This window comes from Pseudomonas veronii (assembly GCF_001439695.1).
Classification (GTDB): domain Bacteria; phylum Pseudomonadota; class Gammaproteobacteria; order Pseudomonadales; family Pseudomonadaceae; genus Aquipseudomonas; species Aquipseudomonas veronii.
In genome coordinates, this window is sequence record NZ_JYLL01000001.1 from 431,944 (window position 1) to 447,896 (window position 15,953).

Consider the following 15,953-nt stretch of genomic DNA (forward strand, 5'->3'; position numbering starts at 1 on the left):
CACCCTACTGCATCCTCGGTCATTTTCGCAGTGGGTCTTCCCAGAAATGCCGATGGGCTTCGTGCTCCACATCAGCGCGGCTCAGCCCGATATCCTTGAGCGCCGCATCGCTCAGCGTGGCCACTAACCGACGCTCGTACCGCAATACCTGCCACCGCGCAATCGCTTGGAACAGCCCGGAAAGCGGCCGCTTCGTCCATCCTGCACAACCTGTTTGACCTTTCATCTTCTCGCCCTCCCTTGGGGATGACGCGAGTGTGTGCCGGCAGCTATGATCAATCCAACGAATGTTTTTTATGAAATACATCTCAGGAATTGATCAATTGGCCGCCTACCCAAGCATCGACACCGACGTGCTGCGCACCTTCGTCGCCATCGCCGACCAGGGTGGGTTTACCCGCGCCGGTGAGCAGGTCAACCGCACCCAATCGGCGGTCAGCATGCAGATGAAGCGCCTGGAAGAAGACGTGCTGCAGCGCAAACTGTTCGAGCGCGACGGCCGCCAAGTGCGACTGACGCCGGAGGGCCAGGTGCTGCTGGGGTATGCGCGGCGCATCCTGAAACTGCACAGCGAGGTGTTCAACACCCTGCGAGAACCGCATATGGTCGGGCTGGTACGCATCGGCACCCCGGACGACTATGTGATGCGCTTCCTGCCGGGGATTCTCAAACAGTTTTCCAAGGCCTACCCGCTGATCCAGATCGAGATGCACTGCGAGGCATCCACCGTGCTGATGCAACGGCGGGATCTGGCGTTGACGGTGATCAGCCGCGAACCCGGCAATGATATCGGCGAGCTATTGCGCACCGAGCGCGTGGTGTGGGCCGCGGCGCCGTGTTTCTGCGTGGACGAGCACGACGCCCTGCCACTGGCGATGTCCGGCGCCGATTGCCTTTACACCCAGTGGGCGCGTACCTCACTGGATACCGTCGGGCGCAATTATCGCCTGGCCTACAACAGCACCAACGGGGCGGCGATCCAGGCCGTGGTCAGCGCCGGCCTGGCAGTGATGGTCAGCATGGAAAGCCTGGTGACAGATGACCTGCGCGTGCTCGGCAGTGACGAGGGTTTCCCGCCCTTGCCGTCGATGAATCTGCGCTTGTTACGCAACCCGTTGATGACGTCACCTATCACCGAATGCCTGGCGGAGTACATCATCGACGGCTTCAAACCTTAAACATCAGCATCACGGCGCACACCACCAGGAAACCGCAGAACAAACCGCGCAACAGGCGCTCCGGCAGAGCGTGGGCGACTTTTACCCCCCAACTGATGCTGAGCAGGCCACCGACCGCCAGGGGGATGCCGATCATCCAGTCCACTTCGTGGTGCCAGGCGTAAGTGACAAGAGTCACCCCGGTGCTGGGCAGTGCCAAGGCCAGGGACAAGCCTTGGGCCACCACCTGGGTGGTGCCGAACACACTGGTCAGCACCGGCGTGGCGACCACCGCACCACCGACACCGAACAAACCGCCCATAGAGCCGGAGACCGCGCCCAACACCCCGAGCCACGGCCAGGCATGGCGCATCTGTGCCGTCGGCGGCGCATTGCGGGTGAACATGCGCAGCAGGTTGTAGGCCGACAGCGCCAGCAGAAATGCGATAAAGCCGACACGCATCGCGCCGGCGTCCAGGCCCACGGCCCAGATCGAGCCGAGCCAGGCAAAGCTGAAGCCCATTACCCCCAACGGCAGCGCGTGGCGCAGTTCAATGCGATTACGCTGGTGATAACGCCACAGCGCGAGCATCACGTTGGGCACCACCATCACCAGCGCGGTGCCTTGGGCGATCTGCTGATCGAGGCCGAACAGCACGCCGAGCACCGGGATGGCAATCAACCCGCCGCCAATGCCGAACAGGCCGCCCACCGTGCCCAATGCCGCGCCCATAACCAAGTACATCGCTAAATCCAACACCACGCATTACTCCACAATCCCAAGCCTTGCATGCTACGCAGTCCGCTCTGGCGCGGATACGCACAGCAACGCACAATGGCTGTGCCAATCCCGCATAAGCGTCGACCGATGAACCCGCATATCCTCACCGACCAACTCAGCCTGTTTCTCGATGTGCTGGAAACCGGCAGTTTTTCCGCCGCCGCGCGTCGCCATCCGCTGACGCCCTCCGCCGTGGCCCGGCGTATCGACAGCCTGGAAAGCTCGGTGGGCAGCCGCTTGTTCCAGCGCAGCACCCACGCGGTGCTGCCAACACCGGCCGGCCTGGCGTTCGCCGAACGCGCGCGGCGCATCGTCACCGAGTTGCAATTGGCACGGGCGGAAGCGGTGTCCTTGAGCCATGCGCCGGAAGGCTTGATTCGCGTGGACGCACCGGCGGCGTTCGGTCGACGGCATCTGGCGCCGGTGATCGCCGACTTCCTGAACGTCTACCCGGGGCTGGATGTACACCTGCATTTGATCGACAGCTTCGTGGACATGCAGGGCGCGCACCTGGGTAAGGTCGATCTGGTGCTGCGTGCCGGGCATATCGTCGACACCCGGCTGATCGCCACGCCGCTGGCCAGCATCGTGCGAATTGCCTGTGCCAGCCCGGCCTACCTGAAAAACCGTGGCACGCCGACCCATCCGCGAGACCTCAGCGAACACGACGGCCTGGACTGGGATGGCCTGGCACCGATCTTCGCCTGGCGCTTCGAACTGGACGGGCGTCGCGCCACCTATCGCCCGCAACGCATCCGCATGAGCGCCAACAACGCCGAAGCCCTGCTCTCCGGTGCCCTGGCCGGCCTGGGTATCGCGCACCTGCCCACCTGGCTGGCGAGTGAATACCTGGTCCGCGGCGAACTCTTGCCTCTGTTTTGCGAAAACGGCCTGCCCAGCCCGGAAACCACCGGCATCTATGCGCTGCGCCTGGAACAACAGCCGAACGCACGTAGCCGCTTGTTGCTCGAATACCTGAAATCACGCTTCAGCCCAGTGCCGCCCTGGGACCTGGCGTTGCAAAGCGGATTGGTCTGACCCCCCGGACAGAATTACCTGGCGCATTAAAGATTTGCCCGCTAGATTCCAGCCCAGATACGCTTTTTTGAGGCAGCACCATGAGCAAAAATCCCGATCCTTGCCAATCCCTGTTGCTGGATAACCAGCTGTGCTTCGCCCTGCACTCCACTTCATTGCTGATGACCAAGGTCTACAAGCCGCTGCTGCAAGCCCTCGGCCTGACCTATCCGCAGTACCTGGCCATGATGGTGCTGTGGGAAGAGGATGGCTTGACTGTCGGCGAAATCAGCAGCCGCCTGCTGACCGATCCCGGCTCCCTGACCCCCCTGCTCAAGCGCCTGGAAGCCGAGGGCCTGCTCAGCCGCACGCGCAGTCGCGAAGACGAGCGAGTGGTGGTGGTGGAACTGACCGACGCTGGCCGTGCCTTGCAAGACAAGGCCAAGGGGATTCCTCAGTGCATCCTCGGCGCCAGCGGCCTGGAGCTGGAGCAACTGCGCAAGCTGCAAGCTGATTTGATTGCGTTGCGGGGCAATCTGCAAGGCGCTGTCTAAACACACCCAAGCCCCATACCTGCGGAGGGGGCAATCCCCTCCCACAAGTGGTTTTGAGGTGCCCTTACGGAAAAAACCTAAAATTTATCTTGCGCACTAAACATTAGCGCTATACATTCACCTCACCAACTACTTAGCGCGCAAACATTTAGCGCAAAACACCAAGAGGGCAACACCATGCAAACGCTCTATACCGCAGTAGCCACCGCCACCGGCGGCCGTGATGGTCGTGCCGTGTCCAACGACAACATCCTCGACGTCAAACTCTCCACCCCCAAGGAACTGGGCGGTGCCGGCGGTCAGGCCACCAACCCGGAACAACTGTTCGCCGCCGGCTACTCGGCCTGCTTTATCGGCGCACTGAAATTCGTCGCCAGCCAGACCAAACGCAAAATTCCGGATGATGCGTCGATCACTGCCCATGTCGGCATCGGTCAGATCCCGGGTGGCTTCGGTCTGGATATCGACCTGCACATCAGCCTGCCGGGCCTGGCCCAGGACGACGCGCAAAGCCTGGTCGACGCTGCCCACCAAGTCTGCCCGTACTCCAACGCCACCCGCGGCAACGTCGATGTGCGTCTGCACGTCACCGTCTAACCCGCGCGGCTCGCCAACGACACGCCGCCAGCCACGTGCTGGCGTTGCGGCAAGCATCGGATGAGCTGAGGCAATACTTGAAGTGACAGGTAAACGCCCACAAAAAAGCCCGACTCAAGGTCGGGCTTTTTTCGTACCGGTGGGGCCAGAATTACTTCTTGGCGCGACCTTTGTACGAACCGCCTTCACGGGTATCGATCTCGATCATGTCGTCGATTTCGATGAAATCGGCCACTTGCAGTTCGGTACCGTTAGCCAGCTTGGCAGGCTTCATGACTTTGCCCGAAGTGTCGCCGCGAGCGGAACCTTCGGTGTAGGCAACCTTACGCACGATAGTGGTCGGCAGCTCTACGGAAACCAGGCGGTCTTCGAAGAAAACGGCTTCGCAGACGTCGGTCATGCCTTCTTCGATGAACGGCAGAACGGCTTCGATATCTTCAGCGTTCAGCTCGTACATGGTGTAGTCGGTGGTGTCCATGAACGTGTAAGAGTCGCCGCTGATGAAGGACAGAGTCGCTTCTTTACGGTCGAGGATCACGTCGTCCAGCTTGTCATCGGCGCCGTAAACGGTTTCGGTCTTGTAACCAGTCAGCAGGTTTTTCAGCTTGGTCTTCATGATCGCGCTGTTACGGCCCGACTTGGTGAATTCAGCTTTCTGAATCAACCAAGGATCGTTGTCGATACGGATTACCATACCGGGTTTCAGTTCTTTACCAGTTTTCATTGCGTATATCCGAAATTTGGATGGGGTTTACAAAAATCAAGGTGGCGTATCATATCCAACTTTCATAAAACTGTACCAGCGCCGTCGCAAGATCCGCCTGCAAGGCCTGTTCCAGACACCATGTTTCGGCGTGTGCAGCCACTTCCGGCCAGTGTTCCAGCAGCATTTTCCACGGCTGGGCCATATCGCCCTCGGTGTTCCAGGCCTGCCAAAGCGCTACCACCGCGGCTTTTGCCGCCGGCGAGAGGGCTGCGGTGTACAGCTCCAGAAAGGCGTCGAGCTTGTCCAGGTGGATGTCTTCGTCCTGGCGATAGATATGCCACAGCAACGGGCGCCCGGCCCATTGGGCCCGCACGAACGAGTCTTCGCCGCGCACGGCGTTGAACTCGCAACACCACAGCAGGCGGTCATATTGCTCCTGGCGCACGAACGGCAGCACCTGCACGGTCAGGGCGTCGCGCTGATGAGTATCGCCCGCCGCCAGCCGGTCCACGCCGAGCCAGCGCTGCACATCGCCGAGGATGCGCCCTTCCGGCACCAGCAGATGAGTGGCGCGCCCGTCCGTCGCCAACACGTCCAGCCAACCGGCAAGCGCGGCATTTTCGTAGGCAAACAGCGACATCAGCCGCGCACCGGTTGCGGGAAATACGCCCAGGCTTTGCAGGAAATGTTTCTGCGCGCCAGCATCCTGCTGAAACGCCTGACGCTGTTGCAGCAACCCCGCCTCACGCAACAGGCCACCGGTGCCGGGCCGGAAGCCGGGAAAGAAGAAGTACTTCTGCACCCCCTTGAACTTCACCGACGGCAGACGATGGCACCCCACCACCCAGTCCTCGGCACTCAGGTAGTCCAGGTTCATCCACAACGGCGCGTGCTCGCGCGCGGCCATCGCGTCCATGTAGTCAGGCGGCAACTGGCAGGCAAACGCGGCGATCACCACATCCGCCGATGGCGTGGCCGACCACTGCGCCGGCCAATGGCGCACGTCGACGCCCTCTTGCCATTGCTGCTCCCGTTGCACATCAATCTCCGGGCACATGCGTTCGAAGGCCCGCAGGTCATCGACCCACAAGCGCACATCACAGGCGTGCTCCACCACCAATTGCCGGGCCAGGCGCCAAGTCACGCCAATGTCGCCGTAGTTGTCGACGACGCTGCAAAAAATATCCCAGCGGGCTTTCATTCCGGGCTCCCACGCTCAAAGGCTCGATTGTCCGCATAAATGCCCCGATGCAGAAGGCTTGATCGCGATTATTCTGCACGGTGGCTGTGCGACAATCGCCGCCACGCCGTAAATGCCTGCCAGGAGGCCGCCATGTCTGACCGTCCGCTGTCGTTGTTCAAGCTTTGTCTCGCTATCGCCCTGGGCGTGTGGCTGGGGTTTATCGCGATTGCGCTGACCACCTGGCTGGCGTCGCGCTATCTGTTCCCGCAGAGCCTGGCGCCGGTCGCCCAGGCCGTCGAGCAACTCGGCAAGCCCGCGCCGGTCGCGGTGGAACCGCCGAACCGCCTGTTCGAGCAGTATCAAGAGAACCTGCGCAAGCAGGAACAACGACAGAGCCTGGATCAGGCGCGCAACAATGCGCGCAACCTGTCCAACCCCAAATGCCAGTTCTGGCTGCAACAGGACCAGAACGCGCCCAATGAAAAGAGCAAGGCGAATGTCCTGCAATTTTGCGAATGATCAAGCCCAACCATGAATAAACACGCCGTCCTCCAGTTGATCCTGGAAAAACTCAGCGTCGACCTCGACATCGCCCAGCGCGCCGCGCAGACCGCCTACGAAACCGCGACCCACGAAGAAAACATCGCCGAAAACAAATACGACACCCTCGGCCTGGAAGCGTCTTACCTGGCGGCCGGGCAGGCCAAGCGGGTGGAGGAAATCAAGCAGTCGCTGGCGCTGTGCCAGAACCTGCAACTGCAGCTGCGTGCATACGATGAGCAACGGGGCATAGAAGTCGGCGCGCTAGTGGGCCTGGAGGACGAAAACGGTCGCCAGCAATGGTTGTTCCTGGCGCCGGATGCTGCGGGTTTGAAAGTCGATGTGGTGGGGCAACCGGTCACCGTCATCACCCCGCGCTCGCCCCTGGGCCACAGCCTGCTGGGCAAGTTCGAAGGCGATGAGGTGGAAATCCTGGTGGCGGGCGCCCGGCAACACTTTACGGTGACCGAGGCCCGCTGAAACCACTCAGTGGACGGGCAGTTCTACGCCGTCGAACAACTCTTCCAGTTCCTGCTTGTTGTGGCACTGGATCGCCTTGGCCATGACTTCGCGCGTCAGGTGCGGGGCGAATTTCTCGATGAAGTCGCACATGAAACCACGCAGGAACGTGCCGCGACGGAAACCGATCTTGGTCACGCTGGACTCGAACAACTCGCTGGCGTCGAGCACGACCAGGTCTTTATCGAGCTGGGTGTCGACCGCCATCTTGGCGACGATCCCCACGCCCAGGCCCAGGCGAACGTAAGTCTTGATCACGTCGGCGTCGGCCGCGGTGAACACCACTTTCGGCGTGAGGCCGCGGTGGCTGAAGGCTTCGTCGAGCTTGGAGCGGCCGGTAAAGCCGAACACATAAGTCACGATCGGGTATTCCGCCAGGGCTTCCAGGGTCAGCTTCGGCAGCTTGGCCAGCGGGTGGCCTTGCGGCACCACCACACAACGGTTCCAGCGATAGCACGGCATCATCACCAGGTCGCCGAACAACTCCAGCGCCTCAGTCGCAATCGCGAAATCGACGGTGCCGTCGGCGGCCATTTCAGCGATCTGCATCGGCGACCCCTGGTGCATGTGCAGGGCCACGTCCGGGTATTGCTTGATGAAATCACGGATCACCGGCGGCAACGCATACCGTGCCTGGGTGTGGGTGGTCGCGATCGACAGGGTGCCCTTCTTCTCGTTGGAGAATTCCTGGGCGATCTGCTTGATGCTTTCGACTTTGCGCAGGATCTCGCCGGCGGTGGTGATGATGCGCTCACCGGCCGGGGTGACGCGGGTCAGGTGCTTGCCGCTGCGGGCGAACACTTCGACACCCAGCTCGTCTTCGAGCAGGCGGATCTGTTTGCTGATACCCGGTTGCGAGGTGTACAGGCTTTGAGCGGTAGCGGAAACGTTGAGATCGTGGTGCGCCACTTCCCAGATGTAGCGCAGTTGTTGAAGCTTCATATGTATCCCTCAAAGCAGATAGACGCCACGGGTATCAGCGACGGCATATAACTATATTAAAGGTTAGACAGATAAATCTAGAACTTTTTATCTATCGCGCCCCTTCACACGTCATCACTGCGTCGACGTTGTAACGATGGCACCAGGTAAACCGGCACCGGAGACAGCTGCAACACCCGTGCGGCAGTGCGCCCAAGGGGTGTGGCCGCGGCAGTAGCGTGGCTATGACTGCCTACGATCAACAAATCCACGGAAAGTTTACGCAACTGGTCGAGAATCACCTCGCACGGGTCACCCTGGATCACCCGCACCGAGTGGATCAGTTGCAAGTCTTGCGCGCCGTCCCCCAGCTCCTCGCGAAAACTCTCAAGGACCCGCTGCTCGATCGTCGCCATCACTGTGCTCAGGCCCTGGCTCTGCCATTCGTTCAGGGCCTTTTCATCAAGGTAGCTTTGCAACACCGATTCGGCGAACAGCCCGATGGGTTCGACCACATGAATCACCGACAGCTCAGCCTTGAACGTTCGCGCCAGCGCCAGCGCATGTTGCATCACATAAGGCGCATACAGACCAAGGTCCGTGGCATACAGCATCGAACGGATCATAAAACCTCCTGGACTGCCAGGATGGCGGAGATTGAATGAGCTTAGCAGCGCCTTGGGGAATTAGACTGACTTAGCTCGGCGTCTGAACCTTCACCTCATTACTGATGCCATGGGGCACATGCCCGGTGGCCACCACCTCCCTGGCTTTCTCGCAATGGCCGGCCTGGTCGTCGAAAAAAACGTCGGCGGCGAACGCCTCCAGGAACGCGGATTTCTCCAGGCCGCCGAGGAACAACGACTCGTCCAGGCGGATATCCCACTCGCGCAGGGTACGGATCACCCGCTCGTGGGACGGCGCCGACCGGGCGGTGACCAGGGCAGTGCGGATCGGGCAGGCCGCGTCCGGAAACTCACGCTGCAACAGGTTCAGCGCCGCGAGGAAGCCCTTGAAGGGGCCGCCATGCAACGGCTGGCGCGCCGATTCGCGCTCGCTGGCCTGGAACGCTTCCAGCCCGCCCTGTTGGTAAACGCGCTCCGACTCGTCGGAAAACAACACCGCATCGCCATCGAATGCGATCCGCAGCTCCTCGCTCGATGCACGGCGCGCGCCGCCCGACAGAATCGTCGCCGCGGCGAACCCGGCATCGAGCGCACTGCGCACATCGTCAGCATGGGTCGAAAGAAACAGATGGCAACCAAACGCCGCCAAATAAGGATATGGACTACGCCCTCCTACGAAAGCGGCGCGGGAAATGTCCAACCCGTAATGCTGGATCGAATTGAACACGCGCAGGCCGGTGTCGGCACTGTTGCGCGACACCAGCACCACTTCGACCCGGGCCCGGCCCAGGCTGGCGTTGAGGCTCAGCAGTTTTTTGACCAGCGGGAAGGCATCGCCCGGCTCGAGCGTTTCTTCTTCGTGCTCGATCTGGTATTTGCGGTAGGCCTCCACGCCTTGGGCCAGGTAGACCTTGTGGCTATCGCTCAAGTCGAACAGGGCCCGCGATGAAATCGCCAGCACCAGTTTGTCGCCCAATCCGTTTGCCATGGTGGTTCCCCCCAATCAGCGGTTATGCCGATCAATAAAACTCAAGGCCTGATACAACGCCTGCATGCGCGGCAGCTCGCAGCCGGCGGCCTTGGCGGCGGCGAGTGGGCGAGCGTAGATCGCCGCCAGTTCCAGCGGGCGTTTATGGATATGGTCGTGGTACATGCTGGGCAGGTAATCGTCCATGCTTTCGGTCATGGTAAACATCTGCTCGGCATAGCTGGCCGGAATGTCGTGACCGCAGGCGTGAGCGCCCTTCACCACTTCGGCCATCAGCGCCTGGATCAGTTCGCGGCTGGACTCGTCCGCCATCATCGCCGTGGTGCCACAGCCCAACAGCACGGAGAGACCGTTATAAGGCACGTTCCACACCAGCTTGTGCCAGCGCGCCAGGTGTACGTTGGCCATGGCCTGGGACTCGATGCCGGCCTGATGAAACAACGCGGCGCCTGCTTCGACAATCGCCTTCTGGCGCGCTTCGTCGTTGGCGGCAGTACCGCTGTGATAACCCAGGTTGACCCGGCCCAACGCCTGATGCTCGACGACGCCGGGGGCGGAACGGTGTACGCCGATATAGCACAGCCCACCGAGCAGATGCAGGGACGCCGGCAAGTGTTCGCGCAGGCTGTCTTCGACGTCGAGGCCATTTTGCAGCAACACAACCTTCGCGTCGGGCGCCGCGACCTGGGCGATGGTCGGGGCCAGGTCGACATTGCCCGTGGATTTGGTGCCTACCAGCAGCCAGTCGCACGGTGGCATGTCGGCGGCGTGGGCGTAGGCCTGCACGGGGTTCAGGTGCAAGGTGCCATGCACGCTGCTGTTGAGGCGCAGGCCACGCTCACTGACCGCTGCGTATTCGCTGCGCAGCAGGAAATGCACATCGAAGCCGGCGCGCGCCAGCATCAGGCCGTAGAAACCACCGATGGCGCCGGTGCCGATAATGCCAATGCGTGGCGACAATGCGGTCATGGCAAATCCTCTGGAGTGCGGGTAAGCGCTTGATGAATAGCGTCGGTAAGCTCGGAAGGTGTAAGACGTGTCTGTATCTGCCCGAAGAATTGACCCTCGCACACCACGAACAGCGCCGGCAAATGAAAGACCTGATAACGTTCCACCGCGCCGCCGTTGTGCCCGGCATCCACCCAGCACAACCGATCCACCGGCAACTGCCAGCCCGGTAGCTGCTGATGCGCCCAACGGCAACCGGAACAGCCCACGCTGGTAAACAGCACGAGCGAAATGCCTGGTAATCCCAGCAGTTGCTGGTCAATATCCAGGTCGGTCAATGCCTGCTCCTTCACTATACTGCTGCCACCGCCGTCGACTGGACGGTGCTCGGAGTCCGTGTACATGGGTCGTTTTTTACCTCATCCTGATGATGTCGCTGCCCTGTTGATCCAACGTCCCTCTCCCCCCATTCCCCGCCAACGCCTGCACACTATCGGCCTGGGCGGCATCGCCTGCAATTGCCCGCGTGCCTGGCGCCAGGGTACAGCGGTTGACCTGCATATCCCGTCCCTGGGCGCCGGGGCCCGCTACCCGGGCTATGTGGCATGGTGCCGCAAGGTAGAAGACGGCTATCGCGTCGGCATCTCGTTTACCGATGAACATGCGTTGTTCGGCGCACGCATGGGTGAGCAAGCATGCCGGATAGAGCGCTACTGCCGCCAGCACGAAGACGCCGAGTCGACGCCCGAGCAGTTCGAAACGATGGCCCGCGAGTGGGTGGCGCGGCATGCCGGTGAATTCTCCCATGAGGCGTTTGTAGCGCCGGCACTGGATTAAAGCGGGCTTTGCCCATTGTCGCGGGCCCGTGTTACGCGCTAAGGTTCCTCCCCCCTGCATTCAAATCATGCTGTGCTCCGCCGCACGGGGATGGCTGGCGGCCGGCACCCGTGACCCTGACGAGTAACACGATGGCTGATTTACCGATCAACGACCTGAACGTCGAATCCAACGAGACCCTGATCACGCCCGATCAGCTCAAGCGCGAAATCCCCCTGAGCGACGCTGCCCTGCAGACCGTCACCAAGGGTCGCGAAGTCATTCGTGACATTCTCGACGGCACCGACCACCGCCTCTTCGTGGTAATCGGGCCATGCTCGATCCACGACCTCAAGGCGGCCCACGAATACGCCGAGCGCCTCAAGGCGCTGGCCGAAGAAGTGTCCGACACCTTGTATCTGGTCATGCGCGTCTATTTCGAGAAACCGCGTACCACCGTCGGCTGGAAGGGCCTGATCAACGACCCGTACCTGGACGACTCGTTCAAGATCCAGGACGGCTTGCACATCGGTCGCAAGTTGCTGCTAGACCTGGCCGAAATGGGCCTGCCCACCGCCACCGAAGCCCTCGACCCGATCTCCCCGCAGTACCTGCAGGACCTGATCAGCTGGTCGGCCATCGGCGCGCGCACCACCGAATCGCAAACCCACCGCGAAATGGCGTCCGGCCTGTCTTCGGCCGTGGGCTTCAAGAACGGCACCGACGGCGGCCTGACCGTGGCGATCAACGCGCTGCAGTCGGTCTCCAGCCCTCATCGCTTCCTGGGTATCAACCAGGAAGGCGGCGTCTCCATCGTCACCACCAAAGGCAACGCCTACGGTCACGTGGTATTGCGCGGCGGCAACGGCAAGCCCAACTATGATTCGGTCAGCGTTGCCCTGTGCGAACAGGCGCTGAACAAGGCCAAGATCAAGCCGAACATCATGGTCGATTGCAGCCACGCCAACTCCAACAAGGACCCGGCCCTGCAACCGCTGGTGATGGAAAACGTCGCCAACCAGATCCTGGAAGGCAACCAGTCGATCATCGGCCTGATGGTCGAAAGCCACCTGAACTGGGGCTGCCAGGCGATCCCCAAAGACCTGGCCGACTTGCAGTACGGCGTGTCGATCACCGATGCCTGCATCGACTGGGCGACCACCGAGAATACCCTGCGCAGCATGCACGCCAAGCTCAAGGACGTGTTGCCCCTGCGCAAGCGCAGCTGAGTCTGATCCTGATCAGCGCACACAAAAACGCCGGGCTAAGCCCGGCGTTTTTCATGTTGCAGTTCATGCCTTACAGCTTGGCCGCATGGCGCTGGTGGCGCTCCATGTAGCGCTCGACGTAAGAGCACGACGGGATCACCGTGTAGCCGGCCTCTTCGGCGAACTTCAAGGCTTCCTCGGTCAATGCAGCCGCGATACCGCGACCTCGCAGTGCGTTGGGCACGAAGGTCCGATAGATGTCCAAGGTCTGCTTCCCGAGGTCCATATAGGTCAGGTAGGCACGATGACCGTCCACATTGGTCTCGAACTGATGACCAGCCTGGTCATGGTGGATGGACAACGCCTCGCTCATCACTACTCCTCGCGGGTCTTGGATTCTGACCCCTACCTTACCGATGTTTTTCCGGCGAAGGAACATCTACGCCACCCCGTGCCGGTTTCGACGACGAGAAAACCGTGAGCGCTCACAACCAGCACGTAGAGAATAGTAGGCGGCAATCCTGAAATTGCTCAAGACGCACTCGTCATCCCTGGGGCTGGCGGATATAGAAAGGGCCTCGATCAATCGGTGACCGAAAGCCTGAACATTGCCGGCAGTTGAAGCTTGAGACGAACAGGCGCTGTTAAAGTCACCTCTACATGCGCAAAAGATACAGGGTTTGGCAAAGTCAACCTGTACAAAAGTGTTAGCTTCAGTATATAAATTTTCATCTACTTACAAGGCTTGACACATGCTGGCCGGCCCTTTCAGGGCGCATCCATTCTTCAGCAGACTGCTAAAAATTGAACGCTTTTTATACAATTTCCCAAAAGATTAGCCAAAATAGATTCAGCACAGAAATTTTTTTTTGCTTCTTGCGCTACGTCAGTTTACTTACTACAAGTAATGAGTAGTATGTACGCCGGCTATTAGCTCACTCTGAGATAGTAGCTATCTTATAGAAAGTCCTTGAAGGGGAACACGATGAACAACGTTCTGAAATTCTCTGCTCTGGCTCTGGCCGCAGTTCTGGCTACCGGTTGCAGCAGCGTCTCCAAAGAAACCGAAGCTCGTCTGACTGCAACTGAAGACGCAGCAGCTCGCTCCCAGGCTCGTGCAGACGAAGCCTACCGTAAAGCTGATGAAGCTCTGGCTGCTGCTCAAAAAGCACAACAGACTGCTGACGAAGCTAACGAGCGCGCTCTGCGCATGCTTGAAAAAGCTAGCCGCAAGTAATAGTCCTTCGGGGTTGTTACCAAGCCGGTCCATTCTTGGACCGGCTTTTTATTGCCTGCGATTCGGTCCCGGATCACGGGCAATAAAAAGCCCGCCGCAGCCCAAGGCCGTGGCGGGCGATTGATCGAACCGGCTTATTGCAACGGATCGAGCGGCGCGTTCGAGACCATCGACGCCGCAGCCGGCACACCGATTTCAGTCGGCAGGCCATCTTCCGCCGCGACCACGTCGCGCACCTGATCCCAGTTCACCCGCAGGTGATTGGCCAGGTCTTCACGCTTGAGCAGCGCGTTGATCACCGCGGTGTGCTTGTCGACCACCGACGGCGTGCCATCGTCGTTCAGCGGCGTATGCGCTTCGAGGTAGACCTTGCCGCCACTGCTGCCGAACTTGTAGGCATCGTTGATGATACGCACCGGAGTACCCACCGGTACCATGCCGGCCATTTCCAGCACGTTATTGTTGAACATGCGGAAGCAGCCGTGGCTGGTACGCGTGCCGATACCGAACTTCATGTTGGAGCCGTGGATCAGGTAGCCCGGCGTGCCCAGGGTGAACTTGAACGGCCCCAGCGGGTTGTCCGGGCCGGCCGGTACCACGTTGGGCAACGGATCGCCGTTGGCGGCGTGCTCGGCCTTGATCGAAGCGGGTGGCGTCCAGGTCGGGTTCGGCGTTTTCGCGACAATGCTGGTATGGGCGATCGGCGAGCCCCAGCCTTCACGACCAATCCCCAGCGGGAAGGTGTAGACGACGTTCTGGCCCTTGGGGAAATAGTAGAGCCGGTATTCGGCAAGGTTGATCACGATGCCTTCGCGGGGGCCCGGCGGCAGGATGAACCGCGTCGGCAGGACGATCTCGGTGCCCGCCCCCGGCAACCAGGCATCGACGCCCGGGTTGGCGGCGACCATCTCCGAGTAGCCCAGGTCGTAGGTGGTACCCAGGTCGGCAAACGTATCTTCGTACTTGGCCTTGATCACTTGGACCTGGCCGACGATGTCTTCGCCCGGGGGTGGCAAGGGCAACTGCAAGGCCGCCGCGGAACCCGCCGCACACAGGGCGGCAAGAGACAGGCAGCAGGTGACGGCGGAAAGGCGCGACAACATCCGGAAAATCCTTCGCAGAACAACGTGTAGGTAAAAAGCGATTGTATACGCGATGCGGGCTTCAAGCTGCAAGCTCGTAGCGCCCCTCACCACTCGAAGCGCAGCTCCGGCCAGATCGGCGGCGTGCCACGCTTTTGCGACTCCAAGATGGCACGGCACAGGGGGCACAGGCGCTGATCCTGGAAAATCGAGCGATCCACCGCCGACCAGCGTGGCTGAGCCGGCAACAACGTGCCGCAGAGCGTGCGATCGATCGTGCCGCCCAGCTCCAATTGACGCGTGACCAGATGCACCCGGACTTCCTGGCAGGCGAACAGATCCAGCTGCTCGTCCGGCTCGATCAGTTGGTAATTAAACAGGGACCAGGCAGGACGCGACATCGAGGGCTCCAAATCGGGGGGGCGCCACCTTAGCCGAAAGCCTGCCGGTAGAAAAGCGTCATAACAGCGGTTTTAGCGTCGGCCAGACATTTTCCAGCAACTTACCCTGGGCGCCGACCGCCGGGTGCAGTTGATCGGCCTGCATCAGCTCGGGATGACCGCCCACGCCGTCGAGGAAAAACGGTACCAACGGCACGCTCTTCTCCTTGGCCAGGGCCGCGTAGACCCCGGCAAATGCCGTGGTGTATTTCGGACCGTAGTTAGGCGGCAACTGCATGCCCAGCAGCAGGACCTTGGCGCCGACCGCCTGGGACTGCTCGATCATCGACGCAAGATTTTGTTTCAATTGCGCGGGCGGCTGTCCACGCAGGCCGTCATTGCCGCCCAGCTCGATAATCACCAGGTTGGGCTTATGCTCCGCAAGCGCCGCCGGCAGCCGCGCGAGGCCTCCGGCGCTGGTGTCGCCGCTGATGGACGCGTTGACCACTTTATCGTCGAAACCTTCGTGTTTGAGCCGCTGTCCCAACAAGGCTACCCACCCTTTGCTGGTATCCAGTCCGAAACCGGCACTGATACTATCGCCAACGATCAGGACTGTACCCGCCGCTGCGTTCTGGGCCATGCACATCAAGGCCAGGCCAGCACTCAAAAACCACATTCGCATCGGATTCT

22 protein-coding genes are annotated in these 15,953 nt (G+C 60.8%); 9 read left to right on the plus strand and 13 right to left on the minus strand.

Translation table 11 applies throughout. The features are described 5' to 3' along the window. Positions 1-19: 19 nt before the first annotated feature. Positions 20-226: a DUF1127 domain-containing protein gene (locus TU80_RS31245; RefSeq protein WP_164887030.1), complete on the minus strand. Its 207-nt coding sequence runs from the start codon at positions 224-226 to the stop codon at positions 20-22. A gap of 70 nt (positions 227-296) precedes the next feature. Here TU80_RS31245 and TU80_RS01890 point away from each other — a divergent pair, with 70 nt between their 5' ends. Next, positions 297-1,178, plus strand: coding sequence for a LysR family transcriptional regulator (locus TU80_RS01890; RefSeq protein WP_032805034.1), 882 nt, complete (start codon positions 297-299; stop codon positions 1,176-1,178). Here TU80_RS01890 and TU80_RS01895 read toward each other — a convergent pair. Beyond that, positions 1,168-1,917 carry a sulfite exporter TauE/SafE family protein gene (locus TU80_RS01895; protein WP_046385336.1) on the minus strand — a complete coding sequence of 250 codons (750 nt, stop codon included), beginning with the start codon at positions 1,915-1,917 and terminating at the stop codon, positions 1,168-1,170. The genes TU80_RS01890 and TU80_RS01895 overlap by 11 nt on opposite strands. Before the next feature lie 108 nt (positions 1,918-2,025). Between TU80_RS01895 and TU80_RS01900 the strand changes: the two genes are divergently transcribed. The 3 genes from TU80_RS01900 (at position 2,026) to TU80_RS01910 (ending at position 4,106) form a co-directional block, all read left to right on the plus strand. Continuing rightward, positions 2,026-2,976, plus strand: a complete 951-nt coding sequence (locus TU80_RS01900) for a LysR family transcriptional regulator (protein ID WP_046384239.1) — start codon at positions 2,026-2,028, stop codon at positions 2,974-2,976. Positions 2,977-3,056: 80 nt separating this feature from the next. Further along, on the plus strand, positions 3,057-3,509 hold the full coding sequence (locus TU80_RS01905) for a MarR family winged helix-turn-helix transcriptional regulator (RefSeq protein ID WP_026140352.1): 453 nt from the start codon (positions 3,057-3,059) through the stop codon (positions 3,507-3,509). A 177-nt stretch (positions 3,510-3,686) separates the two neighbouring features. After that, positions 3,687-4,106, plus strand: coding sequence for an organic hydroperoxide resistance protein (locus TU80_RS01910; protein ID WP_010211852.1), 420 nt, complete (start codon positions 3,687-3,689; stop codon positions 4,104-4,106). A 151-nt stretch (positions 4,107-4,257) separates the two neighbouring features. On the opposite strand, the gene TU80_RS01915 is transcribed toward TU80_RS01910, so the two are convergent. Continuing rightward, positions 4,258-4,830 carry an elongation factor P gene (locus TU80_RS01915; RefSeq protein WP_057003728.1) on the minus strand — a complete coding sequence of 191 codons (573 nt, stop codon included), beginning with the start codon at positions 4,828-4,830 and terminating at the stop codon, positions 4,258-4,260. A gap of 49 nt (positions 4,831-4,879) precedes the next feature. Next, a complete protein-coding gene (gene earP, locus TU80_RS01920; RefSeq protein WP_057003729.1) occupies positions 4,880-6,013 on the minus strand; it encodes an elongation factor P maturation arginine rhamnosyltransferase EarP in 1,134 nt (377 codons plus the stop codon). Positions 6,014-6,145: 132 nt separating this feature from the next. On the opposite strand from earP, the gene TU80_RS01925 reads away from it, so the two are divergent. After that, positions 6,146-6,514, plus strand: coding sequence for an alpha-amylase family protein (locus tag TU80_RS01925; protein ID WP_017849518.1), 369 nt, complete (start codon positions 6,146-6,148; stop codon positions 6,512-6,514). Positions 6,515-6,526: 12 nt separating this feature from the next. Further along, complete coding sequence (locus TU80_RS01930) at positions 6,527-7,015, plus strand: GreA/GreB family elongation factor (protein WP_046384241.1); 489 nt, start codon at positions 6,527-6,529, stop codon at positions 7,013-7,015. A gap of 6 nt (positions 7,016-7,021) precedes the next feature. Here the strand turns inward: TU80_RS01930 and cysB are convergent, their stop codons facing one another. From cysB to TU80_RS01955, 5 genes are all read right to left on the minus strand, one after another. After that, positions 7,022-7,996, minus strand: coding sequence for an HTH-type transcriptional regulator CysB (gene cysB, locus TU80_RS01935; RefSeq protein ID WP_017849520.1), 975 nt, complete (start codon positions 7,994-7,996; stop codon positions 7,022-7,024). A gap of 104 nt (positions 7,997-8,100) precedes the next feature. After that, positions 8,101-8,601: a universal stress protein gene (locus tag TU80_RS01940; protein WP_046384242.1), complete on the minus strand. Its 501-nt coding sequence runs from the start codon at positions 8,599-8,601 to the stop codon at positions 8,101-8,103. Between the two features lie 70 nt (positions 8,602-8,671). Further along, on the minus strand, positions 8,672-9,589 hold the full coding sequence (locus TU80_RS01945; RefSeq protein ID WP_046384243.1) for a 5'-nucleotidase: 918 nt from the start codon (positions 9,587-9,589) through the stop codon (positions 8,672-8,674). A 15-nt stretch (positions 9,590-9,604) separates the two neighbouring features. Further along, positions 9,605-10,558 carry a putative 2-dehydropantoate 2-reductase gene (locus tag TU80_RS01950; protein ID WP_057003730.1) on the minus strand — a complete coding sequence of 318 codons (954 nt, stop codon included), beginning with the start codon at positions 10,556-10,558 and terminating at the stop codon, positions 9,605-9,607. Beyond that, positions 10,555-10,941 carry a YbbN family protein gene (locus TU80_RS01955; protein WP_017849524.1) on the minus strand — a complete coding sequence of 129 codons (387 nt, stop codon included), beginning with the start codon at positions 10,939-10,941 and terminating at the stop codon, positions 10,555-10,557. Before TU80_RS01955 ends, TU80_RS01950 begins: the two co-directional genes overlap by 4 nt. On the opposite strand from TU80_RS01955, the gene TU80_RS01960 reads away from it, so the two are divergent. Both TU80_RS01960 and TU80_RS01965 read left to right on the plus strand, forming a co-directional pair. Then, on the plus strand, positions 10,940-11,374 hold the full coding sequence (locus TU80_RS01960) for a PilZ domain-containing protein (RefSeq protein ID WP_017849525.1): 435 nt from the start codon (positions 10,940-10,942) through the stop codon (positions 11,372-11,374). The two genes, TU80_RS01955 and TU80_RS01960, sit on opposite strands and share 2 nt — an antisense overlap. A 131-nt stretch (positions 11,375-11,505) precedes the next feature. Then, on the plus strand, positions 11,506-12,582 hold the full coding sequence (locus TU80_RS01965) for a 3-deoxy-7-phosphoheptulonate synthase (protein WP_017849526.1): 1,077 nt from the start codon (positions 11,506-11,508) through the stop codon (positions 12,580-12,582). Positions 12,583-12,652: 70 nt separating this feature from the next. Here the strand turns inward: TU80_RS01965 and TU80_RS01970 are convergent, their stop codons facing one another. After that, a complete protein-coding gene (locus TU80_RS01970) occupies positions 12,653-12,934 on the minus strand; it encodes a GNAT family N-acetyltransferase (RefSeq protein ID WP_003189869.1) in 282 nt (93 codons plus the stop codon). 612 nt (positions 12,935-13,546) lie between these two features. Here TU80_RS01970 and oprI point away from each other — a divergent pair. After that, positions 13,547-13,798, plus strand: a complete 252-nt coding sequence (gene oprI / locus TU80_RS01975) for an outer membrane lipoprotei OprI (protein ID WP_003172710.1) — start codon at positions 13,547-13,549, stop codon at positions 13,796-13,798. Between the two features lie 134 nt (positions 13,799-13,932). Here oprI and TU80_RS01980 read toward each other — a convergent pair whose 3' ends face one another. The 3 genes from TU80_RS01980 to TU80_RS01990 form a co-directional block, all read right to left on the minus strand. Continuing rightward, positions 13,933-14,901: a L,D-transpeptidase family protein gene (locus TU80_RS01980; protein ID WP_017849528.1), complete on the minus strand. Its 969-nt coding sequence runs from the start codon at positions 14,899-14,901 to the stop codon at positions 13,933-13,935. A gap of 86 nt (positions 14,902-14,987) precedes the next feature. Continuing rightward, positions 14,988-15,281: a hypothetical protein gene (locus TU80_RS01985; RefSeq protein WP_017849529.1), complete on the minus strand. Its 294-nt coding sequence runs from the start codon at positions 15,279-15,281 to the stop codon at positions 14,988-14,990. Between the two features lie 58 nt (positions 15,282-15,339). Next, positions 15,340-15,945, minus strand: coding sequence for an arylesterase (locus TU80_RS01990; RefSeq protein WP_026140353.1), 606 nt, complete (start codon positions 15,943-15,945; stop codon positions 15,340-15,342). Positions 15,946-15,953 lie beyond the last annotated feature (8 nt).

Coding starts and splice junctions, on each gene's coding strand:
- TU80_RS01930 (WP_046384241.1), top strand. CDS start 6,527: ATGAATAAACACGCCGTCCTCCAGTTGATCCTGGAAAAACTCAGCGTC.
- oprI (WP_003172710.1), top strand. CDS start 13,547: ATGAACAACGTTCTGAAATTCTCTGCTCTGGCTCTGGCCGCAGTTCTG.
- TU80_RS01965 (WP_017849526.1), top strand. CDS start 11,506: ATGGCTGATTTACCGATCAACGACCTGAACGTCGAATCCAACGAGACC.
- TU80_RS01890 (WP_032805034.1), top strand. CDS start 297: ATGAAATACATCTCAGGAATTGATCAATTGGCCGCCTACCCAAGCATC.
- cysB (WP_017849520.1), bottom strand. CDS start 7,996: ATGAAGCTTCAACAACTGCGCTACATCTGGGAAGTGGCGCACCACGAT.
- TU80_RS01955 (WP_017849524.1), bottom strand. CDS start 10,941: ATGTACACGGACTCCGAGCACCGTCCAGTCGACGGCGGTGGCAGCAGT.
- TU80_RS01980 (WP_017849528.1), bottom strand. CDS start 14,901: ATGTTGTCGCGCCTTTCCGCCGTCACCTGCTGCCTGTCTCTTGCCGCC.
- TU80_RS01945 (WP_046384243.1), bottom strand. CDS start 9,589: ATGGCAAACGGATTGGGCGACAAACTGGTGCTGGCGATTTCATCGCGG.
- TU80_RS01960 (WP_017849525.1), top strand. CDS start 10,940: ATGGGTCGTTTTTTACCTCATCCTGATGATGTCGCTGCCCTGTTGATC.
- TU80_RS01910 (WP_010211852.1), top strand. CDS start 3,687: ATGCAAACGCTCTATACCGCAGTAGCCACCGCCACCGGCGGCCGTGAT.
- TU80_RS01940 (WP_046384242.1), bottom strand. CDS start 8,601: ATGATCCGTTCGATGCTGTATGCCACGGACCTTGGTCTGTATGCGCCT.
- earP (WP_057003729.1), bottom strand. CDS start 6,013: ATGAAAGCCCGCTGGGATATTTTTTGCAGCGTCGTCGACAACTACGGC.
- TU80_RS01970 (WP_003189869.1), bottom strand. CDS start 12,934: ATGAGCGAGGCGTTGTCCATCCACCATGACCAGGCTGGTCATCAGTTC.
- TU80_RS01905 (WP_026140352.1), top strand. CDS start 3,057: ATGAGCAAAAATCCCGATCCTTGCCAATCCCTGTTGCTGGATAACCAG.
- TU80_RS01950 (WP_057003730.1), bottom strand. CDS start 10,558: ATGACCGCATTGTCGCCACGCATTGGCATTATCGGCACCGGCGCCATC.
- TU80_RS01990 (WP_026140353.1), bottom strand. CDS start 15,945: ATGCGAATGTGGTTTTTGAGTGCTGGCCTGGCCTTGATGTGCATGGCC.
- TU80_RS01915 (WP_057003728.1), bottom strand. CDS start 4,830: ATGAAAACTGGTAAAGAACTGAAACCCGGTATGGTAATCCGTATCGAC.
- TU80_RS01900 (WP_046384239.1), top strand. CDS start 2,026: ATGAACCCGCATATCCTCACCGACCAACTCAGCCTGTTTCTCGATGTG.
- TU80_RS01925 (WP_017849518.1), top strand. CDS start 6,146: ATGTCTGACCGTCCGCTGTCGTTGTTCAAGCTTTGTCTCGCTATCGCC.
- TU80_RS31245 (WP_164887030.1), bottom strand. CDS start 226: ATGAAAGGTCAAACAGGTTGTGCAGGATGGACGAAGCGGCCGCTTTCC.
- TU80_RS01985 (WP_017849529.1), bottom strand. CDS start 15,281: ATGTCGCGTCCTGCCTGGTCCCTGTTTAATTACCAACTGATCGAGCCG.